The 22,791-nt window shown below is 62.5% G+C and carries 23 protein-coding genes; 4 read left to right on the forward strand and 19 right to left on the reverse strand.

Features of this window, described 5'->3' with window-relative positions; translation table 11 throughout:
• Window positions 1-303 (reverse strand): alcohol dehydrogenase catalytic domain-containing protein (locus tag ACWIVK_RS09100; RefSeq protein ID WP_448576334.1); only part of this gene is annotated, 303 nt, incomplete at its 3' end.
• A gap of 330 nt (window positions 304-633) precedes the next feature.
• Here ACWIVK_RS09100 and ACWIVK_RS09105 point away from each other — a divergent pair.
• Complete coding sequence (locus tag ACWIVK_RS09105) at window positions 634-1,725, forward strand: cobalamin-independent methionine synthase II family protein (protein ID WP_448576335.1); 1,092 nt, start codon at window positions 634-636, stop codon at window positions 1,723-1,725.
• 93 nt (window positions 1,726-1,818) lie between these two features.
• On the opposite strand, the gene ACWIVK_RS09110 is transcribed toward ACWIVK_RS09105, so the two are convergent.
• The 6 genes from ACWIVK_RS09110 to ACWIVK_RS09135 all read right to left on the reverse strand — a co-directional run bounded on the left by ACWIVK_RS09110 (window position 1,819) and on the right by ACWIVK_RS09135 (window position 7,943).
• The gene (locus ACWIVK_RS09110; protein WP_448576336.1) at window positions 1,819-2,796 is read right to left on the reverse strand and encodes a DUF4349 domain-containing protein; all 978 of its coding nucleotides are present in this window, start codon (window positions 2,794-2,796) and stop codon (window positions 1,819-1,821) included.
• Window positions 2,797-2,850: 54 nt separating this feature from the next.
• Window positions 2,851-3,075 (reverse strand): DUF2905 domain-containing protein, encoded by a 225-nt coding sequence (locus ACWIVK_RS09115; protein ID WP_448576337.1) that lies wholly within the window; start codon window positions 3,073-3,075, stop codon window positions 2,851-2,853.
• Between the two features lie 17 nt (window positions 3,076-3,092).
• On the reverse strand, window positions 3,093-3,221 hold the full coding sequence (locus ACWIVK_RS09120; protein WP_448576338.1) for a hypothetical protein: 129 nt from the start codon (window positions 3,219-3,221) through the stop codon (window positions 3,093-3,095).
• 62 nt (window positions 3,222-3,283) lie between these two features.
• The gene (gene clpB, locus ACWIVK_RS09125) at window positions 3,284-5,896 is read right to left on the reverse strand and encodes an ATP-dependent chaperone ClpB (protein WP_448576339.1); all 2,613 of its coding nucleotides are present in this window, start codon (window positions 5,894-5,896) and stop codon (window positions 3,284-3,286) included.
• A 48-nt stretch (window positions 5,897-5,944) separates the two neighbouring features.
• Window positions 5,945-6,301, reverse strand: a complete 357-nt coding sequence (locus tag ACWIVK_RS09130; RefSeq protein WP_448576340.1) for a heat shock protein transcriptional repressor HspR — start codon at window positions 6,299-6,301, stop codon at window positions 5,945-5,947.
• A 64-nt stretch (window positions 6,302-6,365) separates the two neighbouring features.
• Entirely contained in the window at window positions 6,366-7,943 is a 1,578-nt protein-coding gene (locus ACWIVK_RS09135; protein ID WP_448576341.1) for a D-alanyl-D-alanine carboxypeptidase family protein, read from the reverse strand.
• Window positions 7,944-8,098: 155 nt separating this feature from the next.
• On the opposite strand from ACWIVK_RS09135, the gene ACWIVK_RS09140 reads away from it, so the two are divergent.
• Window positions 8,099-9,307 carry a DUF362 domain-containing protein gene (locus ACWIVK_RS09140; protein WP_448576342.1) on the forward strand — a complete coding sequence of 403 codons (1,209 nt, stop codon included), beginning with the start codon at window positions 8,099-8,101 and terminating at the stop codon, window positions 9,305-9,307.
• 482 nt (window positions 9,308-9,789) lie between these two features.
• On the opposite strand, the gene ACWIVK_RS09145 is transcribed toward ACWIVK_RS09140, so the two are convergent.
• From ACWIVK_RS09145 to ACWIVK_RS09160, 4 genes are read right to left on the reverse strand one after another with little or no spacing between them, the layout of a single operon-like run.
• A complete protein-coding gene (locus ACWIVK_RS09145; protein ID WP_448576343.1) occupies window positions 9,790-10,551 on the reverse strand; it encodes a lysophospholipid acyltransferase family protein in 762 nt (253 codons plus the stop codon).
• Window positions 10,508-11,227 carry a (d)CMP kinase gene (cmk, locus tag ACWIVK_RS09150; RefSeq protein ID WP_448576344.1) on the reverse strand — a complete coding sequence of 240 codons (720 nt, stop codon included), beginning with the start codon at window positions 11,225-11,227 and terminating at the stop codon, window positions 10,508-10,510. Before cmk ends, ACWIVK_RS09145 begins: the two co-directional genes overlap by 44 nt.
• Window positions 11,178-12,026: a pseudouridine synthase gene (locus ACWIVK_RS09155; RefSeq protein ID WP_448576345.1), complete on the reverse strand. Its 849-nt coding sequence runs from the start codon at window positions 12,024-12,026 to the stop codon at window positions 11,178-11,180. Before ACWIVK_RS09155 ends, cmk begins: the two co-directional genes overlap by 50 nt.
• Window positions 12,027-13,160 carry a D-alanyl-D-alanine carboxypeptidase family protein gene (locus ACWIVK_RS09160; RefSeq protein ID WP_448576346.1) on the reverse strand — a complete coding sequence of 378 codons (1,134 nt, stop codon included), beginning with the start codon at window positions 13,158-13,160 and terminating at the stop codon, window positions 12,027-12,029.
• Between the two features lie 45 nt (window positions 13,161-13,205).
• Between ACWIVK_RS09160 and hisC the strand changes: the two genes are divergently transcribed.
• The gene (hisC, locus tag ACWIVK_RS09165) at window positions 13,206-14,288 is read left to right on the forward strand and encodes a histidinol-phosphate transaminase (RefSeq protein ID WP_448576347.1); all 1,083 of its coding nucleotides are present in this window, start codon (window positions 13,206-13,208) and stop codon (window positions 14,286-14,288) included.
• A 23-nt stretch (window positions 14,289-14,311) separates the two neighbouring features.
• Window positions 14,312-14,920 carry an imidazoleglycerol-phosphate dehydratase HisB gene (hisB, locus tag ACWIVK_RS09170; RefSeq protein ID WP_448576348.1) on the forward strand — a complete coding sequence of 203 codons (609 nt, stop codon included), beginning with the start codon at window positions 14,312-14,314 and terminating at the stop codon, window positions 14,918-14,920.
• Between the two features lie 6 nt (window positions 14,921-14,926).
• Here the strand turns inward: hisB and rph are convergent, their stop codons facing one another.
• The 8 genes from rph to ACWIVK_RS09210 all read right to left on the reverse strand — a co-directional run bounded on the left by rph (window position 14,927) and on the right by ACWIVK_RS09210 (window position 22,269).
• On the reverse strand, window positions 14,927-15,658 hold the full coding sequence (gene rph / locus ACWIVK_RS09175; protein WP_448576349.1) for a ribonuclease PH: 732 nt from the start codon (window positions 15,656-15,658) through the stop codon (window positions 14,927-14,929).
• Window positions 15,655-17,007: a replication-associated recombination protein A gene (locus ACWIVK_RS09180; RefSeq protein ID WP_448576350.1), complete on the reverse strand. Its 1,353-nt coding sequence runs from the start codon at window positions 17,005-17,007 to the stop codon at window positions 15,655-15,657. Before ACWIVK_RS09180 ends, rph begins: the two co-directional genes overlap by 4 nt.
• A 15-nt stretch (window positions 17,008-17,022) precedes the next feature.
• Window positions 17,023-17,304 carry a hypothetical protein gene (locus ACWIVK_RS09185; protein WP_448576351.1) on the reverse strand — a complete coding sequence of 94 codons (282 nt, stop codon included), beginning with the start codon at window positions 17,302-17,304 and terminating at the stop codon, window positions 17,023-17,025.
• Window positions 17,301-18,161, reverse strand: coding sequence for a DUF5656 family protein (locus ACWIVK_RS09190; protein ID WP_448576352.1), 861 nt, complete (start codon window positions 18,159-18,161; stop codon window positions 17,301-17,303). The genes ACWIVK_RS09185 and ACWIVK_RS09190 overlap by 4 nt, the downstream gene beginning before the upstream one ends.
• A complete protein-coding gene (locus ACWIVK_RS09195) occupies window positions 18,158-19,423 on the reverse strand; it encodes an MGDG synthase family glycosyltransferase (protein ID WP_448576353.1) in 1,266 nt (421 codons plus the stop codon). The genes ACWIVK_RS09190 and ACWIVK_RS09195 overlap by 4 nt, the downstream gene beginning before the upstream one ends.
• A gap of 85 nt (window positions 19,424-19,508) precedes the next feature.
• A complete protein-coding gene (locus ACWIVK_RS09200; RefSeq protein WP_448576354.1) occupies window positions 19,509-20,138 on the reverse strand; it encodes an L-threonylcarbamoyladenylate synthase in 630 nt (209 codons plus the stop codon).
• The gene (uvrC, locus tag ACWIVK_RS09205; protein ID WP_448576355.1) at window positions 20,135-21,988 is read right to left on the reverse strand and encodes an excinuclease ABC subunit UvrC; all 1,854 of its coding nucleotides are present in this window, start codon (window positions 21,986-21,988) and stop codon (window positions 20,135-20,137) included. Before uvrC ends, ACWIVK_RS09200 begins: the two co-directional genes overlap by 4 nt.
• A 20-nt stretch (window positions 21,989-22,008) precedes the next feature.
• Window positions 22,009-22,269, reverse strand: a complete 261-nt coding sequence (locus ACWIVK_RS09210) for a TFIIB-type zinc ribbon-containing protein (protein ID WP_448576356.1) — start codon at window positions 22,267-22,269, stop codon at window positions 22,009-22,011.
• Window positions 22,270-22,791: the final 522 nt, after the last annotated feature.

The raw sequence follows: 22,791 nt of genomic DNA on the forward strand, positions 1-22,791 counted from the left end.
CAGCCCGCTCAGGCACCAGCGACACGTGCCGCAGGCGGGGATGTAACAGAGCACGACATGGTCACCCGGCTGGACCTCGCTGACGCCGGGACCGACCTTTTCCACGATGCCAGCACCTTCGTGCCCGACGACCATGGGAAAACGAACCGGAGCCTCTCCCTTGGCGAAGTGCCAGTCGGAATGGCACAGTCCCGTGGCGACCAACTTGACCAGCACTTCTCCCTCTTTCGGCTCGTCCAGCTCGAGTTCCTCGATCACGAACGAACGCGTCGGCCCATACAGCACCGCGGCTCTCGTTTTCATGGTAACGACCCTTTCTTAGACCATTTAATCATGAAGCTTTTTCGTTCTGGGCGTACCATAGCATCGTGTCCTGACTCCGTCAACGGTCGTGTTCTGCTACCGTGAATATATGAAACGCGCGAGGAGCCTGATCACCCGCTTTCGATGGCACACACGACCGAAGTCAGTGGCCAAGCTCGGCTGAAGCTGTTGTTTTCGCCTTCCATCGTCGCTCCTGGGTATCGTTCACGATGATGACGAGCGATTCTGTTCAGCTCTGTACTCTGTCGAGTACGCTACTTCCGGACACGAAGAGCGTGCGGAAGGTAGCGTGAGGAAAGGACTGAGCACGTGTACTACCGTAGCGACGTCGTGGGGAGCTTGCTTCGCCCAGTTTACCTGGTCGAGGCGCGACAACAATATGAAGCTGGGCAACTGAGTGCTGCCGAATTCAAGCGTATCGAAGACCGGGCAGTCGACGAGGCGATCCAGTTGCAAGAAGAGGCCGGCTTGGAAGTCGTCACTGATGGTGAACAACGTCGTTATGCTTTCTTCGGTCATCTCGTTGAAGCGATGGAGGGCTTCGACAAGTTCGGCGGCTGGGCTATCCCCTTCCGCGACGAGGAAGGGCGCGAGAATCTCGTCCGTCGCCCCATCGTCGTCGAGAAACTGCGCTGGAAGCGCAACATGTGCGCCGAAGAATTCACCTACCTCCGCGCCCGGACGAACCGAGTGGGCAAGGTCACCCTCATCAGTACCATGCAGGCCGCCGTGTATTGGGACAAGAACAAGTCCACCAGTGCTTATCCGACGATCGAAAGTTATCTTGCTGATATCGTCGACATCACCCGGCGCGAGATCGAGGAACTGATTCGTCTCGGCTGCACCTACATCCAGATCGACGCTCCACAGTATGCTGCCTTGCTCGATCCCAAGATCCGCGAAGGCTATCGTATCCGTGGAATCGACCCTGATCGCATCGTCGATCAGACCATCGAACTCGACAATGCTGTGCTCGACGGATTCGACAAACAGGGAATCGTCTTCGGCCTCCATATCTGCCGCGGCAACAACCAGAGCATGTTCTATGCGTCCGGTGGCTACGATCCGATCGCCGAGAAGGTCTTCCGCAAAACCAAGTTTCACCGCTTTCTCCTCGAATACGATGACGAACGATCGGGGACGTTCGAACCCTTGCGCTTCGTACCAGAAGATCGCATCGTCGTACTCGGTCTCGTCACGACCAAGAAGATGCGTCTCGAATCACAGGATGAGTTGATCCAGCGTATCAAAGAAGCAGCCAAGTACGTCCCGCTGGAGCGACTCGCGCTCAGTCCACAATGCGGTTTCGCTTCGACCTGGGAAGGAAACCGGATTACGCCGGAGGTACAGTGCCGGAAGCTCGAGCTCGTAGCCAGGACCGCGCGACTGGTTTGGGGCTGATCATCTCCTGAAGCCAATGCTCACCGGCGGCCCGTCGGCAACACCTGGCGGGCCGCACACTTTTCCCGAACCTGTGCCGAGCGAGCCGCCTCCTCACTCGCGTGACTGCTCCCCCATCCGATCGCTCGACTCTGCCTGCCGCATTATCACGAGATGACTCACTAACCACCGCAAGAATCCGCCGAAAACGACGACGGCTGGAACGACAACACTCGCAAGTGCAGCGAGACGGCCACTCAAGCTGGCGAGATCGACCATCAACCCGATACCCCGGTCCCAGCCAGCACGGAAGGCACGCCGCATGCGCTCCCCGAGTGAACGAGCGCTCCGTAATGCGACGGTGACGACTGCATAACTGACCCGTTCCTGGAGGAAACGCTGCTGACTCTCCAATCGCTCGATTTCGGCGCGAATCCGCCGGAGTTCTTCCTCTACCCGTAGAACATCCTGGACGCGTTCCGCCCGCTCGACGAGCGACAGGTACCGTTGTTCTGCCGTACGCGCCGCCCGCAGACGCGCCCCGATGTCGATGGCCTCCCCGGTCACATCTTGCCTGCGCAGTGAACGTTCCTCGACCTCGCGAACACCAGGGAGCGAGGCGAGCTGGTCGAGAAACGGAAACAGTTGCGCTGCTGGAACAGCGACCGTCACCCGACCTGATGGAGAAAAGGTTCCCGACGACACGGCAGCATCGACCGTATAGCCGCCAGCACTCGCCACGAACTCCTGAATCCTCGTCGCGACCGCATCGACATCGGTGACGAGAAGCTGCACCCTCGCCTCGTATCGAACTGCACGGTCGTGCTCCGCGAGCCGCGGGGCTTCGTGCGGTTCGAAGACACGCTCAGCTGGCATGGAATAGAGTGCACGCGCTGCAGAGGATTCATCGAGGGACGGCGCCCGTACGAACTCGCGATCGTCGTCCTCGTCCCTCTGCTCCCACAGTCGGACGAGGTGCTGGCTAGCACCGAGTCGTCCTCTGCTTCGACCGAATCCCCGGATCCCGAAAATGAGGGCGACGAGTCCGACGAACGCCGCCAGTAGCCATTCGAAGGCCACGCGCAACCGCATCCGTGCTCTCCTTCCACAGTAGTTTCGTGATCGCGATCAGGATAACACGGGCGGTCAGCGGCGGAACAGAAGATTGAGGAGAATCGTCAAGAGAAGGCTCAGGATCAACATCGTCATCAGCGGGATGTAGAGGGTGAAGTTACCGCGCTGGTAGACGATATCCCCAGGGAGACGACCGATGAAGGGGATACGACCAGCGAGGACGAGGAGCACCCCGAGAATCGCCAAAACCAGTCCCATCACGATCAGCAGGCGCCCGAAGGCCTGCAGCGACTCCATAGTCGCTTCACCCCCGTTCAGGAACGGCGGCCAAAGAGCTCACCGAGATGCGCCGCGAGATCGAAGATGAGCATGAACAGGAAAGGAACCAACACGATCAGCGCAGCGATGACGATCAGCTTGGCGATTTCCGCCACCGCATCCATCGCGACCCTCCGTCGATGGCGAACGAAACAGGGGATCGCCGATTGGCGATCCCCCGTACTCCTCAAGCGACCACCTCCGCTTCAGCCAACATCGAGCGGATGCTCAGGTTGCCGTGCTCGTCCACGTCGACCAGTACCGTCTCGCCGTCCCGCACCTCACCACGAAGGAGCTTGTTCGCCAATGGATCGAGGAGTTCGCGCTGGATCACCCGCTTGAGCGGGCGAGCTCCATACACCGGATCGTAGCCTCGTTCTGCCAGCCACTCCTTCGCTCGGAGCGTGACCTGCAGCGTAATATTGCGCTGCTTCAAGCGCTGGCGCACCTGGCGCAGCTGGATGTCCACGATCTGCGAGAGCTGCTCGCGCGTCAGCGGCCGGAACATGATGATCTCGTCGATCCGGTTGAGGAACTCCGGCCGGAAGTGCGCTCGCACCGCCTGCATCACTCGCTCGTACGCTTCCTCCTCACGGTGCGGGAGCAGGGCCTGAATGTACTCCGATCCGAGGTTGCTGGTCATGATGATGACCGTGTTTCGGAAATCGACGGTGCGCCCTTGCCCGTCGGTCAGTCGGCCATCGTCCAGCACCTGGAGGAGAACATTGAAGACTTCGGGATGCGCCTTTTCGATCTCATCGAAAAGGACCACTGAATACGGCCGCCGACGCACCGCCTCCGTCAACTGGCCACCTTCTTCGTAGCCTACGTAGCCGGGCGGGGCACCGATCAAGCGCGACACCGTGTGCCGCTCCTGGTACTCCGACATGTCGATCCGTACCATCGCCCGCTCGTCATCGAACAGGAACTCGGCGAGCGCCCGCGCCAACTCCGTCTTTCCGACGCCGGTCGGACCCAGGAAGATGAAGCTTCCCAGCGGACGGTTCGGATCTTGGAGACCAGCCCGCGCCCGTCGAATCGCATTGGAGACGGCGCGAACCGCCTCGTCTTGACCGACGACACGCTCGTGCAACCGCTCTTCCATGTGGACGAGCTTCTCCATCTCGCTTTCCATCAACTTGGCGACCGGAATACCCGTCCACTTGCTCACGATTTCCGCGATATCGTCAGCATCGACCTCTTCCTTGAGCAGCCGACCCTGGCGCTGTACTTCCGCGAGTCGCCGCTCCTCCTCGCGCAACTGTCGTTCCAGCTCGACCAACCGTCCATACTGGAGCTCCGAGGCACGGGTGTAATCCGCCACTCGCAGCGCTTGTTCGATCTCGATCCGCGTCTGCTCGATCTGCTCCTTGAGCGCGTTGATCCGCTCCAGTGCTTGGCGCTCTTGCTCCCACTGCGAGCGGAGGACCTGCTCCTGCTCGCGCAGATTGGCCAACTCCCGCTCCAGTTCGGCCAAACGCTGGCGGGATGCTTCGTCTCGTTCTTTGCGCAACGCTTCCCGCTCGATCTCCAACTGGGTGATCCGCCGCGTCAGCTCGTCCAGCTCCGCCGGCATGCTGGTGATCTCCATCCGCAGACGGGCAGCTGCTTCGTCTACGAGGTCGATCGCCTTGTCCGGTAGGAACCGGTTCGTGATGTACCGGTGCGAAAGGACTGCCGCCGCGACCAGCGCCGAATCGAGGATGCGCACCTTATGGTGGAGCTCGTAGCGCTCGCGCAAGCCACGGAGAATGCTGATCGTATCCTCGACCGAGGGCTCATCGACGTAAACCGGCTGGAACCGACGCTCCAACGCGGGATCCTTCTCGATATGCTTCCGATACTCGTCGAGCGTCGTCGCGCCGATCGCGTGGAGCTCGCCACGCGCCAGCATCGGCTTCAGCATGTTGGCGGCGTCCATCGCGCCCTCGGCCGCTCCCGCACCGACCACTGTGTGGACTTCGTCGATGAAGACGATGATCTCGCCTTCCGACGCACGGATCTCGTCGAGCACTGCCTTGAGGCGCTCCTCGAACTCGCCTCGGTACTTCGCACCAGCCAGCATCGCCGCCAGGTCGAGCTGGACGATGCGCTTCTCGCGCAATCCTTCTGGTACGTCACCCCGCACGATCCGCTGGGCTAACCCTTCTACGATCGCAGTCTTGCCTACACCGGGTTCACCGATCAGGACCGGGTTGTTCTTGGTACGCCGCAGCAGTACCTGGATCACGCGGCGGATCTCATCGTCGCGACCGATGACCGGGTCGAGCTTCCCCTGCCGCGCCAGTGCGGTCAGGTCACGGCCATACCGTTCGAGCGCCTGGTAGGTCGACTCGGGGTTCGGAGACGTCACTCGCTGTGCCCCGCGGATCTGGCTCAGAGCCTCCAGGACTCGCTCACGCTGAACGCCCAATCGCGCCAACGCCTGGACAGCTGGCGACCGTGGGGCCGCATCCAGCGCAGCGAGCAACAAGTGCTCGGTACTGATGTACTGGTCACCGAAACTCTGGGCCTCGCCTTGGGCACGCTCGAGGACACGCCGCAGCACCGGTGACACCGTCGGCTCAGCGGCATATTGCAGGCGCGGCAACGTTTCCAGAACCCGTTCGAGTTCCTGCGCAACCCGGCTCGGGTCGAGCTGGAGGCGCAACAAGATCTGCGGTACGACCCCATCATGCTGGGTCACCAGCGCATACAGGAGATGTTCGACGTCGAGCTGACTGTTCTGCCGTTCGGCAGCCGTCCGTTGCGCCGCTACCAATGCCTCTTGAGCCTTTTCCGTGAATTGTAGTCGTCCCATGATTCCCTTCCTCGAATATTTTTTCAGCTTGGACGAGAGGCAACGCGGTCACGACTCCGGTGTGGAGCCGAGCAGCTGCAACATGCTCTCGATATCGGCGACGACCGAATCGAAAACCCGGTCATACTGTTCGGAAATCGCCAGGCACCGCTCTCGCAGCCGCTGGAGTTGCTCGGTAAGGGCGAGCGCGAGTTGCACTCCAGCCAGATTGACACCTCGCTCTTCTACCAGGTACTTGACCTGCCGCAGACGTTCGAGGTCCTCGGCTGAATAGAGACGCAAATTGCCTCGAGTCCGCGATGGAGTCACGAAACCCTCGCGCTCGTACTTGCGCAGCGTCTGCGGGTGCAGCTCGAGCAACCGCGCAGCAACGCTGATCACGTAGAGCGGCTCGGATCGGCGCATGGCAACCTCCCGCGTGCCTCTCCTCCTGCACTCGGGCAGAGTATACCAGCTGATACGCATCGTATCAAGTCACGAAACGCTCCGGAAATCCGCTGGTGAGAAGCTGGTGCGGAGCGGTCGCCTCGGAAAGTTCGGCGAGAGCGGTGCGAATCGCCGGGAGATCACCGAAGCTGAGCCGCGCCACTGTCAACAGTGTCCGCGCATCGCGCACACGACCGACACGCCGATATGCTCGGGCAGCAGCGATGACACCAGCTGGTGACAGTGTCCAGAATTCCGGAGCGCGCGTGAGGTCGAAGTTCGGATTCAGGCGCAAGGCGTGCAAAAATTCATGCTCTGCCACCGCAATATCCCCACGACGAGCTGCACGCACCGCCCGCTGTGCCACGTGTACGGCCGGATCGAACGGTACGATCCGTTGGCTGACGTCTCGCGACCCTTCTCCTTGTGCTGGTAAAACAGCCGAGCGGTGCCGATCGCCTCTCACTCTCGCTGGCCGGATGCTGCGCGGGCCCGTGTGCCTCGTCCGTCGCTGTCCGTGATCGGGGGTGGAGCGCCGCCCGGCTCGACGGCGCGCGATGACCACGGCCATGATCGCCGGAAACCCACTGGCGAGGACACCGGTCACAACAGCAGTCGTCACTGCGGAAGCTGGCCAGAACCACAGCTCGTTCGCTTCGGGCAGCGGCGGAGGAACCGCGAGGATCAGGGCTCGTGACTCCCCAACGGTCACCGCAGCCTCTCCAGCGGGTCGACCAGCCGAGTTGGCTCTTTCGCCCGCCTCACTGGGAGAGCCCGCCAACCCAGTCGCTGACGCGTGCGCGAGCTGAGCGAATGCATAGTCCAGCAGCTGGACGGCATCAGCGTACCAGGCATCCCGCGTACTCCCCAGCACGACGACGATCACCGTCGCACCGTCACGTTCGGCCGCCTCGATGAGCGAGTACCCGGCCGCCTCGGTAATCCCTGTTTTGCCACCGATCAATCCCGGATAGCGACCGAGCAGGCGGTTGGTCGTGTGCACTGCGTGCACCCCATCGTCATACGAAGGGGTTTGCAGTATCCGGCGAAGTTCCGGACGCTGCAGAACAGCACGGGTGAGGAGCGCGAGGTCGCGCGCTGTCGTCAGATGACCGTCCTCATCGAGTCCGTGCGGGTTGCGGAACGTCGTCCGTTCCAATCCGAGTCGTTGTGCCACGACGTTCATCTGTTTGACGAAGCGGTTGACTGCAGCTTCCGGCGTGTCTCCTCGCAGCCCGCTCAGGTTCCGCGCGATCGTCATCGCGGCATCGTTTCCTGAGGCCAGGAGCAACCCATAGAGCGCCGCCTCGAGCGTAATCTGCTCGCCAGGACGGAGCCCCATCGACGATTCGCCCACCAAGTCCTGTGCCTGTACTGTCAAAACTGTGTCCAAGGGCGCTAAGTCGACAGCGGTCAACGCGGTCGCCAGCTTCGTCAGGCTCGCCGGGGCACGCGGGGTGTCCGGTTCTTTGGCATAGAGCACGCGCCCGCCTTCAGAATCGATCGCGATCGCCGCTGCGGCGACGATCGAGGGCGTCTCCGTGTCGGCATGCACCTTGCCCACTGGAGCAGCGAACCACCCACTCAGGATGACGGCAAAACAAAGCCATACCCTGGCCAACGCAGCCCCCGCGTCGTCCTTCTCGCCCCACCAGTCTCTGACTACTGGGCACATCGTAGCAGGTCGGAGACTGTACGGACAAGGGACGTTCTGACGAGTGGCAACCACTGCCCCCGCGTGCTACGATCCCTCCCGTGAAACTGGAGGCATGGCTCATGGCTGACTTTCCAGGTAAGGGCAAAGTCGCTGTCCTCCGCACGACTCCCGAGACGGTCCTCGCCGACATCGGGCGAGCGATGCTCATGGCCGGTTACCGCGAGGCATTACCGCGCGATCGCGAGACGATTCTCAAGATCAACATCACTTGGGATACGTGGTATCCCGGCTGCTCGACGACTCCTTGGCAACTCGAGGGAGTCATCCGTCGCTTGAAGGCCGACGGGTATGGGCATCTCATCGCAGCCCACAACCGAACAGTCGTCGTCGATGCCTACAAGGGCGAACGCAACAACAAGCATAAATACGTCGTCGACAAGTACGGCGTCGAAAACGTTCATCTCTACGAGCCACACGTCGAGTGGATACCCTATGAACCGAAGGGTGAACTCCTGGTCCTGCACAAGATCTTCCCAGAAGGTATCCGCATTCCCAAACTCTTCATCGGACGAAACATCATTCACCTTCCGACCGTGAAGACGCACGTCTTCACCACGATCACGGGCGCGATGAAAAACGCGTTCGGTGGACTCCTCAACGAGCGACGACACTGGACCCATGCGGTCATTCACGAGACCCTCGTCGATCTTTTGACGATTCAACAAGAGATCCACCCTGGCATCTTCGCGGTGATGGATGGAACCTTCGCGGGGGACGGCCCAGGCCCTCGTGCGATGCGTCCTCATGAGAAGGACATCATTCTGGCGAGTGCTGACCAGGTCGCTATCGACGCCATCAGCGCCAAGTTGCAGGGATTCGATCCGCTGTCCATACCGTTCATTCGCATCGCGCACGAGCGGGGGTTAGGGATCGGTGATCCACGCGAGATCGAGGTCGTCGGTGAGGACATCTCAAACGAATCATGGGGCTTCGTCGCGGGCGACACGTTCGCGAGCCGCGGCCAGAAGCTGATTTACCACGGCCCACTCAAACCGCTGGAAAATCTCCTCTTGCGCTCGCCGCTCGTCCCCTGGTCGTACGTCGCTTCCAACGTCTATCACAATGTCTATTGGTATCCTGTGCACGGGCGTCGTCGCGTCAAAGAGGCCCTGCAGACGAAATGGGGACAACTCTTCCTGAGTTACGACGATGGGAAAGTCGTCCTCCCGGGGCCCGATCCACTCGGAACCGCCATCGTCGTCGGCGGACTCGCCGCACTGGTCGCCGGCACGGTGAGCGTCGCACGGTGGTTGCGCCGCGACCACTGATCGGTCAGCACGAGTCGGAAGCGCGGCATCCCGAACCGACGCTGTCCGCCGCACCGGAGAGGCCGCCCCGTCCGCCTGATGACGATCGGGCGTCACTCCCGACCCGATCTGGTAGCGCGTGCTCGGCCACAACCAGCGCACCGACGTCGGGCCGGACGGCATAGCGAGTGGAAGCCGCGCTACCACCCCGGTAAGCGCGCTCGCGACTCCCCAGACGAACGAACTCCTTACTCGACGACCGTCGCACTGGAGTCGTGATCGAGGACCGCTCCGGTTCCCATCGACTCGTTCTCCGTCTCCGCCTCAGAGACTCCACGAGTGCTCGCGCTGCAGGCACGATTGCGGACAATATCCACGCAGGGCGAGGAGGCTTTTGCTTCGCCGTGGCTGCTCCGCTGATTCGTTCGCCCGCCAGGTGCTGGGCAGCGCATGGAAACCAGTGCCGGCAGCCTCGAACGATGTCACCCTGCCGCCGGCCCGACTCACCCGACTCGACCCGGCTCCCCGCTCGGCACTCCCACCAGACTCGACGGTGCACGCGCCAACCGCTCACGATAGACGCCGCGATACTGGTCGGGGAGAAGACGCGCGATGGCGAGCATCACCTCGTCTGCCAGTTCCTCGGGCGACCGCTCGCGACCCTCGGGCGTCTGGAGGGCGATCGTCACTGGCGCACCGATCCGTACGGTCACGCGTGGCCAGCCGCGCAGCGGTCGCCGCCCCTTGGCACCGTTGAAAGGCAGGACCTCGGTTCCCCAGATCGCCACCGGGAGAACCGGTACGGTCGGATTGCGCCGGATCAACAACCCTACCCCTGGGTGTGGGGGCTGTAGGGTACCGGTCACGCTCCTCGTCCCCTCGGGGAAAATCCCGACCAACATCCCCTCATGCAGGAGCCGTTCAGCATGCCGCAACGCCTGACGATCCGGTCGTCCGCGATCGACCGGAAACGCACCGGATTGCCGCACGAACCAACGGATGACCGGGACAGCGAAGAGTTCACGCTTGGCCATGAAGAGGACCGGGCGGGGAAACGCAGCGATGATCAAGACCGGATCGGCATTGTGCAGATGATTCGCTGCGACGAGCGCCGGCCCGACACGTGGTACGTGTTCCAACCCCTCGATCCGAAAACGGATGAGGAGGCGCAGAAGCGGCACGACGAAAACGCGTGCCGTCAAGAAGATCCAGGTCTTGATCTTACGGCGCCGAGACAGGCGCCATTCCGGCGGAATCCGATCCATGGTTCGCGCACCCGCATCGCTCACGGACGACCGCGAGCACCGTTTCGACGACCTCGTCGATGGTACGATCATTCGTATCGATGATAACCGCATCCTCAGCCGGACGCATCGGGGCAACAGCTCGCGTCGCATCCCGGCGATCACGGTCAGCCAATTCCGCGACGATCTCTTCCAGCGAGCGCACGATTCCCCGGCGCGCTAAGTCACGTTGTCGCCGTCGCGCCCGCTCTTCCAGAGATGCATGCAACCAAATCTTCACTGGAGCTTCCGGCATGACCACGGTGCCGATATCCCGGCCAGCGATGACGACGCGCCCGTTGCGTGCGAGCTCCCGCTGCACGCGGAGAAGAGCCCGCCGAACCGGCGGATGGGCCGAAACCAGGGAAGCGAGCCGATCGATCTCTGGGGTTCGGATCGCCCAAGTCACATCGCGACCGTCCAGCCAGACGTCATAGAGCCGCCCGTCCTGGACCGAAGGTGGACCGACCCGAATCGACAGGTTCTGCGCCAGTTGCGCCAATCGTTCTGCATCGTCCGGTGCGATGCCCCGCTCCAGCGCCAGCAAGGCGAGCACCCGATAGACAACCCCCGTGTCGAAGTACAGCGCACCGAGTCGTTTGGCGACTTCAGCGCCGACGGTGCTCTTTCCTGACCCCGCTGGGCCGTCGATCGCCACGACGAGCTGGCATGCCCCTGCCACCACGCGCCTTCCGTTCCCTTCCCACCGCTCCCTCGGGAAACTCCGGTAAGCCGACCGCTCGGCGCAAGGCTGCTACCTCACTGGGTGTGAGGTCGCGCCATTGTCCGGGCGGAAGATCACCGAGTCGTAACGGCCCGACGCGAACGCGCTGCAAGCGAAGCACTGGATAGCCGACACGCTCGAAGACACGACGGATGATCCGGTTGCGTCCCTCGTGTATCACGACGCGATACACGGTGCCCTGCGGCTCGACCCGAATCGCCTCGAGTCGTCGAATCTGTACCGGACGTCCATCGACCGGTACGCCGCGCCGTAGAGCTTCCTCGACCTCAGGTGGGGGAAATCCATCGATCAGAACCTCGTACTCCTTCTCCAGCTCGTAGCGCGGATGAGTGATCCGGTAGATCAGATCGCCGTCATTGGTGAGGAGGAGGAGACCCGAGGAATCTCGATCCAGCCGTCCGACGGGTACGACACGCTCAGGAACCTGGACGAGATCGAGCACCGTCTTGCGCCCGTATTCATCGGCGGTCGTCGTGATGTACCCCACCGGTTTGTGCAGCATGATGTATCGCCGAGGCGCCGAGCGGAGCGGCTTTCCGTCGACACAAATTTCTTGGCGCTCCGGATCGACCTTGCGCCCGAGTTCGCGCACGACGACGCCATCGACGGTCACCCGACCCGCCAGAATCAACTCTTCGGCCTTCCGGCGCGATGCGACGCCGTGCGCGGCAAGAACACGCTGCAGTCGCTGCTCGGTCATCGTCTCGCTCACTCACCGCTCGAGACGCAGGAGCGGCACGATGAAGAGGTCGCTCGTTCCGATCCGTAATCGTACCGTACCCACGACGTCGGCTGATGAGTGCTGCCGATCGATGATGATTCGCACGCGGTCAGCTGTCTCGTTCGCGACCACGACAGTCGGCACGAGAGCCGGAACGATTCCCTCTCGAGCCAAGCTGGCCAACTCAGGGAACGAACGGCTATCGAGGGTCAACCACCGGTACTCTCGGTCGAGGTAGGTCAACAAGGCGCGTGCGTCGGCATAACGATCGCGACTGCTCAGCAGAACCAGTACCACGATGTCGTTACCGCGTCGCACTGCGGCCACCAGGCATTGTCCAGCAGCCGCGGAGGTGCCTGTCTTGACTCCGAGCGCATCGGGCTCGGTGAGGAACTGGTTCGTGTTGACGACCGTGATCCGGCGACTCTGTGGACCAGCGATCTCGATCTCGCGCCTCCGTGTCGCAACGAGCTCCGCGAGCAACGGGTCGCCCAACACCGCAGCAGCGATGATCGCGAGGTCACGCGCCGAGACCGTCTGACCGGGTGCGTCACGCCCATCCGGTGTAGCGAACCGCGAGTGCCGCAAGCCGAGACGAGCGGCTTCTTGGTTCATCGCGTCGATGAAGACAGCCCGCGGCACGTGGTGTTGCGGATCGATCCGCTCTCCGGCGACCCGAGCGAGGGCGAGCGCTGCATCACCAGCCGAGGCGATCAGCATGGCGGCCAAGAGATCGGTCACCGTCACGCGATCATCGGGCTGGAGGCCAGCATTCGCATAGACGGTCGGATCGACGAGGTCATCGTGCCGAATCGTGATCGACTCGTCCGGCCGGAGCCAGCGTCGTGCGACCAAAGCAGTCATCAGTTTGGTCGTGCTCGCAGGTGGCAGAGGACGATCAGCGTCTTGTGCCCAGAGTTCCACCCCGGCCGTGATATCGACAGCCAAGCTCGCCCGGGCAGTCAACGTAGGGAGCGCTGCAGGCTGAAAGATGGGTGACGACACGGCACGGCTGGACTCTCCCGGGACGACAGCCAGCGCTTTCGCAGTCGTCCCGAGGAGAGCGAGCACGAGCAGCGAGACCATGAGCAGGCCGCGTGCATCTTGGCACGCTCGATCGACCACACGATACTCTTGCCGCGAGAGCGGAACACGCGGAGGGAGGGACGCGTGGCAGCGAGGCGAGCGATCCGACCGAGTGTCGAGAACGTGGTGGAATATCTTCCTGTCGAAAGTCGCGAAGCGATCGCGGAGCGTCTGGGTATTCCACCCGAGCAGGTGGCCAAGCTCGACGCGAACGAGAACCCTTACGGTCCACCACCGGCTGTCATGGCGACGCTTGCCTCGCTCCCTGACCTGCATCTCTATCCAGACCCCGACCAACGGCGCGCTCGTGCTGCACTCGCAGACTACACCGGTATGCCAGCTGAACGCATTCTTCTGGGTAATGGTTCCGATGAACTCATCGATCTCCTCTTACTCGTGACGATCGAGCCTGGCGACGAGGTACTCGTTCCCGTCCCGAGCTTCGGCGTGTATCTCTCCCGACCACCGCTTTACGGTGCCCGGGTCGTCACCGTACCACGCCGCGAGGACTTCGATCTCGACCTCGAGGCGATCGAAGACGCTATCACTCCCCGCACCAAGCTGCTCTTCCTCGCCTCACCGAACAACCCGACCGGCAACCTGGTCACGCCACAGCAACTGTCGCGATTACTCCGCACGGGAATCCTCGTCATTCTCGACGAGGCGTACTACGAGTTCGCCGGTCAGACGCTCGCGCCTTTCGCGCGCGAGTTCGAGAATCTCGTGATCCTCCGGACGTTCAGCAAATGGGCCGGGCTCGCCGGGCTCCGCATCGGTTACGGAATCTTCCCTCCCCATCTCGCGGCAGCATTGTGGCGCGTCAAGCAGCCGTTCAACGTCAGCACCGCAGCGCAAGCGGCAGTCGAGGCTGCGCTGGTGGATCGCGCCTGGCTCATGCAACGGGTGCTGCAGGTGCGACTCGAGCGGGGGCGTCTCTACCGAGCATTGCGCCGCTACTCCTTCCTCACCCCTTACCCGTCGCACGGAAACTTCATTCTCTGTCGTGTGCATGACGGGAGAGCCCACGAGTTGTACGCTCATCTCTTGCGGCACGCGATCGTCGTACGACGCTATGATGACGCATGGCTCTGCAACTACTTGCGGATCACTGTCGGGACACCCGAGCAGACCGACCGCATTCTCGCCGCCCTCGACGCATTTCGGTGATGGACGACGAGAGGAGCACGCCTTTGACAGGACTCCGAAGAGCCTCCATTCGGCGCACGACGACCGAGACCGATGTCAGTGTCGATCTGGCCATCGATGGAACTGGCCGTTCGAGTGTCGCGACCGGGATCGGTGCACTCGACCATTTCTTGACTCTCTTCGCGCGACACGGGCGCTTCGACCTCGACATCCAGGCACGAGGAGACCTCCATATCGATGCACACCATACCGTGGAGGACGTCGCGCTCTGCCTCGGTCAGGCGCTACGCCGCGCCCTGGGCGACTGGCGCGGTCTCCGACGCATGGCCGATGCGGCTGTGCCGATGGACGAAGCGCTCGCTCAGGTGGCCGTCGATCTCAGCGGGCGCGGATCCTTTCACTACCGCGACCCCTGGCCAAGTGGGGCGGTCGGCCAACTCGAGGCCGATCTCGTCCGCCACTTTCTGGAGACGCTCGCTCGGGAGGCTCGCATCACGATTCACGTGGTCACGCTCTACGGTGCCAACATTCACCATCAGATCGAAGCGATCTTCAAAGCACTGGCACGCGCGCTCGATGCCGCCACCGAACTCGATACGCGCATCGCTGGTCAACTGCCCAGCACCAAGGAGCACCTGGAAATTCAGGGGTGAGCAGCCTCACGACAGACCGAGGGCACGCCGTTGGGCGAGCATGAGTTCGCTGATGCCCCGCTCGGCGAGCCGCAACAGCTGTTCCAATACCTCGCGTCCGAAGGGCTGCCCCTCTGCGGTACCTTGCAGCTCCACGAACTCGCCGCGGTCGGTCATGACGATATTCATGTCGACCTCCGCGCGGCTGTCCTCGGCATATTCGAGGTCGAGTCGCGGCTGGCCAGCGACGACACCGACGCTCACCGCTGCGACTTGCCGTACGACCGGTAAAGACTCGATGCGCCCTGCAGCGAGAAGGTGCTGGAGAGCGAGATACAGCGCCACCCATCCACCAGTGATCGCCGCGGTGCGTGTCCCGCCGTCCGCCCGAAGCACGTCACAGTCGATGATGATCGTCCGCTCACCGAGCGCTGCCAGGTCCACTGCCGCCCGTAAAGACCGGCCGATGAGACGCTGAATCTCCGCCGTCCTCCCGCCAGGACCCATCCGCTCCCGAGGAATGCGCTCACGACCCGAACGAGGCAGCATGCCGTACTCGGCTGTGATCCACCCTTGTCCACTGCCTACCAGGAAGCTCGGAACGCGCTCTTCGACGGTCGCCGCGCAGAGGACATGCGTGTGACCCAGCATGATCAGCGCCGACCCTTCTGCGTAGGGAATGTAGTGAGGAACGATCTCCACAGGACGCAACTCGTCGTTGGCCCGCCCGTGTCGGACAGGAATCGCCAGTTCGTTCACCTCGATCCCCCTTCCGACTCAGTCGGCCCCGCCTTCTGGCCACGAGCAGCGCGGATCGCTGCCAACCGTTCGCGGAGTCTTCCTTCCCAACCACGGTCGGATGGCTCGTAATAGCGTCGTCCGCGGAGGAGCGGTGGGAAATAGTCTTGCCGACCGATACCGTCCGCCTCATCGTGGGGATACCGGTAGCCAGCTCCCCAACCGAGCTGACGCAGGAGAGGTGTCGGCGCGTTGCGCAGGTGGAGCGGCACTGGCTCGTTGCGCGTTTGCGCCACATCGCGCTGCGCGGCCTCGTACGCACGGTAGACCGCATTGCTCTTGGGTGCCAAGGCGAGATAGATGGTCGCTTCAGCCAGGGCGAGGGCTCCCTCCGGCATACCGAGGAAATGCACGGCCTGCTGCGCGGCGACCGCAACCACCAGCGCCTGGGGATCGGCCAGCCCGATATCCTCGCTAGCTGCTCGTACGAGTCGCCGCGCCACGTAGAGCGGATCGTCGCCATGCTCGAGCATACGAGCTAACCAATAGAGCGCCGCATCCGGATCCGATCCGCGGATCGCCTTGTGCAGGGCCGAAATCGTATCGTAATGCGCATCCCCAGCCCGATCGTACACACTGGCCCGGCGCATTGCCGCCTGGCGCACGAGTTCGACGGTGATCGTTCCCTCCTGCGCACCGGCAGCAGCCACCTCCAACGTGTTGAGCGCCACGCGGGCATCGCCGTTCGCCAGTCCCACCAGCAGCCGGAGCGCCTCCGGCTCGATGCGCAGGCCGAGTTCACCCAACCCATGCTCACGATCGACGAGAGCCCGTTCCACGAGCGTCTGGATCGCCTGATCGGACAGCGGCTCGAGCACGACCACACGGCAACGCGACAAGAGCGGCGCAGTGATCTCGAAAGAGGGATTCTCCGTCGTCGCACCGATCAAAACGATCGTGCCGTCCTCGACAGCTGGCAACAAGGCGTCTTGCTGCGCCCGATTGAAGCGATGGATCTCGTCGATGAAGACGATCGTCCGCTGACCGTGCTGCGCAAAGCGGTCACTCGCCTCCTGCACGACCCGCCGGAGATCGGTCACCGAGGCACTGACGGCGGAGAGTGGCACGAAGGCCGAACGCGTGTGTTTCGCGATCAGGCGAGCCAAGGTTGTCTTCCCACAACCAGGAGGCCCCCAGAGGATGAGCGAAACGAGCTGGTCTCGTTCGATCAGCGAACGGAGCAGGGCTCCTGGCCCGAGCACATGCTCTTGGCCGACCACTTCATCGAGCGTGCGCGGCCGCATCCGTTCGGCGAGCGGTGCGACACGCTCTCGCAACGATCGACGGTGCGAATCGAAGAGATTCTGCATTGCATTCCAGCCAGGTCAGTTGGGATTCACCCACTCCGTTTCCGTGACCTCTGGCTCTTCGACGCGTTGCTCGAGTTCGCTCAAGAACTCCGCAAGATCCTCGCTTGTCCGGATTCCCCGCGCGATGAGTTGTGCGATCAACTCCAAAAGGTCGCTCTCTTCTGCATCGCTCGCCAGTCGACTGGCTAGATCCTCGAGCGAGGTCAAGCCCGATTCCTCGAGATCCTCGAGCAATTCCTCGAGAACGTCCATGGCCAGCAGGAGCTGGTACAGTTCGTGCTGCTCAGGTTCATTCACGGGCCACCTCGTGCTCGTATGGTACCCCACACGATCACGATGATCGCCAGGGACGCCATGATGCCGTATTCCGCCACAGTTCGCCAACTCAGGGCGCGCTCCACGCGAGCCAACGTCAAACCTGCGAAGACGTGAAAGACCGACAGGAGCACAGCCCCACCGAGCCAGCCCGTCGCCGGCCAATAGTTGAGAACCCAGGTCGCCTCGGCGAGCACGAGCGCTCCGACCATCGCGTACAGCACTCGGCGATCGAGTTGGACATCGGCTCCTTCGGTCAACTGGAGAAGAAGAAGGACAGCGACCAGAAAGATCGCCGTGGCCGAATAGAGCGACCGGAGCTTGTGCACATAAATCATGGCGAAACTCACGAAACCGACGCCGTACAAAAGCAGCGTATGAACCAGGCGTCCGAGAGATCGAATGCGCTCTTCCGCACTGTACAGTGCCAGGCGAGCGAGTTGCCCCATCACCAAGCTGATGAAACCGAACAAGATGACGGCGAGTGCGACGACCAGCGAATGGTACGCACAGAGCAAGAGCATTGCACTCGCCAACGTGACGAACGGCAAGATCCAAGCGGTCGGCCACTCCGGCACTGGATCGTACCGAACGCTCCGTTGGAGAGCGGTCGCTCGCGCCAGCTCAGGTAGACGATCCACCATCTGGAAGACGAGTGCGCCGAGCGAGCAAGCCGCGAGCCCAGCCAGCCAGAAGGAACGCCCTTCTCGAGCGATCAGCGGCACGAGACCGACCGGTGGCTGGATTTTCACGGCCAGGACAGCGAGTGCCGCAAGCAAGGCGGCTCCGAGCAAGCTTGCGAGGATGATTCGCGTCGCAAGAACGCGTGTCGCGATCACGAGGACCCCGTTCGTACGAGCTGTGGAGCGAACGTCCGACTAGCCCCGATCCTCGCGTCCCGGTCCGCCACCAACGCGAGAATCGCCTCCGCTGCCGGAACGGCGTCCTCGTCGACTTTGGGCACCGGCAACCGGATCCGCCCAGCCGCAGCACCGCGCAGGACCATACGCAACTCTTCCACGCTCCGAATCCAACGGGCCGCACCAGCTCGCTCCATGGCAGCGGCGTTGAAAACGCCATGACCAGCGATCGGTCGGTACATCAACACCGGCAAGCCACACGCGATGGCTTCCAGACACGTCAATCCACCAGCATTCTGAATCAGGCAATCGGCAGCCGTCATCAGTTCGGGCAACTGGTCCGTCCACCCCCACACCTGTACCGATGGGCAGCCAGCGTACTCACGTCGCAACCGTTCAGCGAGCTCCTGATTTTTGCCACAGACAACGATGACCCGCACGCCACAGTCGACCACATCGCGCACGATCAGTTCCACGTGCCCGATGCCCCACGCACCTGCCACGACCAACGCCACGAAGTCATCCGGTGCCAAGCCGTAGCGGTGCCGCACTGCGGCCCGATTTCGCGACTGGCGGAATGCTTCGCGCACCAGCGGCTGCATGACCCGCACATCACCCGTCGCGTCCGCCACTTGTTCCGCTGAGACACGAGACGGGACGAGGTGAAGATCGACACCCGGTGCGATCCAGAGTCGGTGGACACCATAGTCCGTGACTGTCGCTACCACCGGGCTCAGGAGGCGGCCCGTCGAGCGCAAGACACCGAGGGCTTGCGTGACCAGCGGGTAGGTCGAGACGACCACATCAGGCTGTAACTCCTCGATGAGGCTGTGGAAAGCCGCTCCACCGAGCCCAGCGTAGATCCGCCGCCATATGCGGGTCCAAGTGCGACGATGCGACGAGCGAAACTGGAGCTCGTAAAGAAAAGGTGTATAGCGAAGCTGGAACGGATACACCCAAGCAAAATAACGACTGAGCAGTGGAGTCGCCAGAGCAAAACCATCGAGCACGCGCACCTGACTACCCAAACGCTCCAAGTCGTGGCGCAGAACAGCGGCAGCTGCGTTATGGCCACCGCCGATCGACGCCGAAAGAATGAGTACGCGTGGGGATCCGTCAGGGAAGGCGAGGGAGCGAGTCACACGCTGCAGGTGCCGCAATCGCTGCTGCCGCTGCGCGACTCCGCCAGCGGCAGCGAACGTGCTCGCTAATCCGACGAGCAGCCACTCGCTCAGCACCATGCATGCCCTCCCCTCGACCCGTCACCGCCTGGTCATCTCACCGTCGAAGCCGAGTTTCTCCCATCCCCTCGGTAGTTTGCTGAATTCAGTGTGAACGCGTCCGAAGAGCCTGCTCGATCACCTCGACCGGGAGCGCCCCACGGCGCAGAACGACGAGCCCGCTCCTCTCGAACCCCACCACGGTCGACGGTATACCCCCTGGTGTGCGCCCACCATCGATGTAGAGATCGACCACATCGCCGAGTGCGGCGATCGCTTCATTGACCGTGCAGGCTTCTCGCTCTCCCGAACGATTGGCGGAGGTCGTGGCAACCGCACCACCCGCCGCACGGATGATCGCCAGAGCGACCGGATGGTCCGGCATCCGGAGCCCGACAGCGCCCGTTTCGCGGACGATTTCCTTCGGCAACCACGGCTGGGCGGGAACGACGATCGTCAGGGCTCCTGGCCAGAAGCGTTGCGCGAGCAGCCGGGCTTCCGGCGTCACTTCGCACGCGAGCCTCTCCAACTGATCCAGATCAGCGATCAGGACTGGAATCGGCTTCTCGAGCGGACGCCCCTTCGCCACATAGAGACGGGCGACCGCGTCCGGGCGATCGACGGCAGCACCGACCCCATAGACCGTATCGGTCGGGAAAACGACCAAGCCACCCTCGCGGAGCACCTGCGCCGCGATTTCGATCGAACCTGGCTCGTCTGCCCGCAGAACCTTCATCGGGGCGCCCTCGCTTCACCGAGTTCGTTCTTGATCCGCTCAGCCAAGGCACGGCTGATGCCAGGGACGGCGGCGATCTCCTCGATGCTCGCCTGGCGTATTCCCTCGACCGATCCGAACCGTCGCAGCAACTCGCGGCGCCGCCGCGGCCCGATTCCAGGAATCTCGTCCAGGAGCGAGCGGATCGTCGAGCGCGTCCGACGTGCACGGTGGAAAGTGACGGCAAAGCGATGCGCCTCGTCCCGAACCCGTTGGACGAGGAAGAGCGCTTGCGAGTCTCGCGGCAGGACGATCGGCTCGCTTTGGCCTGGTACGTAGAGTTCCTCGTGCTCCTTGGCGAGCGCGGCGATGGGAAGATCGAGTCCGAGTTCGGCCAGTGCCTCGCGCGCGGCATTCAGCTGCCCTTTTCCACCATCGATCAGCACGAGGTCCGGCAAGGTCTGCCACGCTTCCGTCTGCTCAGCCGAGAGCGCGCGACGATAACGTCGCAGGACAGCTTCACGCAGCGCAGCGTAGTCGTCCTGCCCTTCCACCGTCTTGATCTGGAACTTCCGATAATCGCTCTTCTTCGGCTTCCCGTGCTCGAAAACCACCATGCTCGCGACCATATTCGTTCCCTGGAGTTGCGAGACATCGAAACACTCGATCCGCCGAGGCAAACGATCCAGGCCCAGAGCATCGGCCAGTTCTTCCAGCGCGAGCGTCGTTCGTTGCTCGTCGTTGAGCCAACGCACGCGATGCTGCTCGAGGTTCTGGACTGCACTCTTGGCGATCATCTCGACGAGTTCCCGGCGAAACCCCTCATCGGGAACGGACAGTCGTACCGGCCCATCGCGCCGCGCGGCGAGCCATGCAGCGATCGTTTCTCCATCGTCGAGGGCATGCTGCAGGACCAGTTCCGGCGGAACGGTCGAGGCCTGAGCATAGTACTGTTGAACGAACGACGTCAGGATCGCTCCCGGAGGATCGTCGATGCGGGCGCCGACCATCAGGTAATGCTCGGAACCGAGCAACTTACCGTTGCGGACGAAGCCGATCTGCACGCAGGCATCCCCGCCAGCACTCTGGGCAACTGCGATGACATCGAACGACTCGTCTGTACCGGTCACGATCTTCTGTTGTTGCAGGACATGCTCGATCGCTCGCAGCTCGTCACGAATCCGTGCAGCCCGCTCGAACTCCAAGCGCTCCGCCGCTTCCTCCATCGCCGCCTGAAGGCGTGCGACTACAGCCTCAGCCCGTCCCTCGAGAAAAAGGACAACATTCTCGATGATGCCGCGATACTCTTCCGACGAGACCGCTCCGATACAGGGCCCAGCGCAACGACCGATGTGATAGTAGAGGCATGCCCGAGAAGCGGTCCCGGTAATCTCGATGTCACAGGCACGATACGGAAAAAGACGCTTGAGAAGGTCGAGCGTCCGATGCACCGCACCAGCACTCGGATATGGGCCGAAGTAGCGACTTCCATCGCGCACGATCCGGCGAGTAGCGATCACGCGCGGGAACGGCTCGTTGGTGATCCGGATGAATGGATACGTCTTGTCATCGCGCAGCATGATGTTGAAGCGCGGCCGGTAGCGCTTGATCAGCTCGTTCTCGAGAATGAGCGCCTCGGTCGGGGTATCGGTGCGGATCACCTCGAAGTCCGCAATCTGCGAGACGAGTTCCCGCGTCTTTGCATCCAGACTCGAGTGAGAACCGAAATACGAGCGCAGGCGCTGTCGGAGCGAACTCGCCTTACCCACGTAGATCACGCGGCCTTGTACATCTTTCATGAGATAAACGCCCGGAGCTGGTTCGAGAGCAGCTAGTCGTTCCTGGATCACATGCTCTCCTGTCTTGCCCATGTCACGCACCATGCCGATGGTCAATCGAAATCGAGGAGCTCCTCCAAGAAGTGCCGGAACTTCTTCTTGCGTCGGTATTCACGCCGCTTCTCGAATGCGTTCTCCTCGTCATCACGCACGACCTGGCGCTCAGAGTACTGGATTTCCCCACGGATCAGCTGCTCGAGCTCTCCACGGTCGAGAAAGAACCCACCGCACTCCCCGCACCGCTCGAACACCACTCCATGCCGCTCGACTGTCGTCATCCGTCCCAGGCACTTCGGGCACACGAAGACATCCATCAGTGCGCTCCCCACCGCACTCAGCAGCGCATTTCCAGCATACCACCGAGACCGATTCCGACTTCCGCACAGGACATGTAAGGCGTTTCCGCCAGCACTGGTCGTTTTCCTCCGACTACCCTCTCGCTGCGAGCCACCCCAGCCCTACCGAAACAAGCCCCGGACCGGTATGGGAAGCTCGGCAGCCATGATCCACGACCATCGCCGCCCTCCTCGTTCAGCATAGACGAACACAACTCTTGTCCAGTTATGGCTAAACCCTTAGACTGCCCCATAGCACAGAGAGCTGCTCGGGGGAAGGCTGTCCAGTACACTGGACCGAGTCCCCTCTCTCTGAGTGCGGTTGGCACGGAGACCCGAACAGCGAGGGAGGATCGCTTTCATGACCAGCGAAGCACCGCGCACGCTGCACGAGGTGCTGGAGCGCGCACCGAGCGTGCAGGAGTTGCTCTACCATAACCCGACCGGTGCCCGGGTCTACCCCGTCGTCCCCCCCGAGTTCACCAACTGGCGGGACGAACA

Source organism: Thermomicrobium sp., assembly GCF_053493975.1.

Excerpts from the sequence above, each read along its gene's own strand:
- clpB (WP_448576339.1), bottom strand. The coding sequence starts at position 5,896 with ATGGGACGACTACAATTCACGGAAAAGGCTCAAGAGGCATTGGTAGCG.
- ACWIVK_RS09145 (WP_448576343.1), bottom strand. The coding sequence starts at position 10,551 with ATGGATCGGATTCCGCCGGAATGGCGCCTGTCTCGGCGCCGTAAGATC.
- ACWIVK_RS09140 (WP_448576342.1), top strand. The coding sequence starts at position 8,099 with ATGGCTGACTTTCCAGGTAAGGGCAAAGTCGCTGTCCTCCGCACGACT.
- ACWIVK_RS09180 (WP_448576350.1), bottom strand. The coding sequence starts at position 17,007 with ATGCAGAATCTCTTCGATTCGCACCGTCGATCGTTGCGAGAGCGTGTC.
- ACWIVK_RS09130 (WP_448576340.1), bottom strand. The coding sequence starts at position 6,301 with ATGCGCCGATCCGAGCCGCTCTACGTGATCAGCGTTGCTGCGCGGTTG.
- ACWIVK_RS09110 (WP_448576336.1), bottom strand. The coding sequence starts at position 2,796 with ATGCGGTTGCGCGTGGCCTTCGAATGGCTACTGGCGGCGTTCGTCGGA.
- ACWIVK_RS09210 (WP_448576356.1), bottom strand. The coding sequence starts at position 22,269 with ATGGATGTCTTCGTGTGCCCGAAGTGCCTGGGACGGATGACGACAGTC.
- ACWIVK_RS09200 (WP_448576354.1), bottom strand. The coding sequence starts at position 20,138 with ATGAAGGTTCTGCGGGCAGACGAGCCAGGTTCGATCGAAATCGCGGCG.
- ACWIVK_RS09120 (WP_448576338.1), bottom strand. The coding sequence starts at position 3,221 with ATGGATGCGGTGGCGGAAATCGCCAAGCTGATCGTCATCGCTGCGCTG.
- ACWIVK_RS09195 (WP_448576353.1), bottom strand. The coding sequence starts at position 19,423 with ATGGTGCTGAGCGAGTGGCTGCTCGTCGGATTAGCGAGCACGTTCGCT.
- ACWIVK_RS09115 (WP_448576337.1), bottom strand. The coding sequence starts at position 3,075 with ATGGAGTCGCTGCAGGCCTTCGGGCGCCTGCTGATCGTGATGGGACTG.
- uvrC (WP_448576355.1), bottom strand. The coding sequence starts at position 21,988 with ATGGGCAAGACAGGAGAGCATGTGATCCAGGAACGACTAGCTGCTCTC.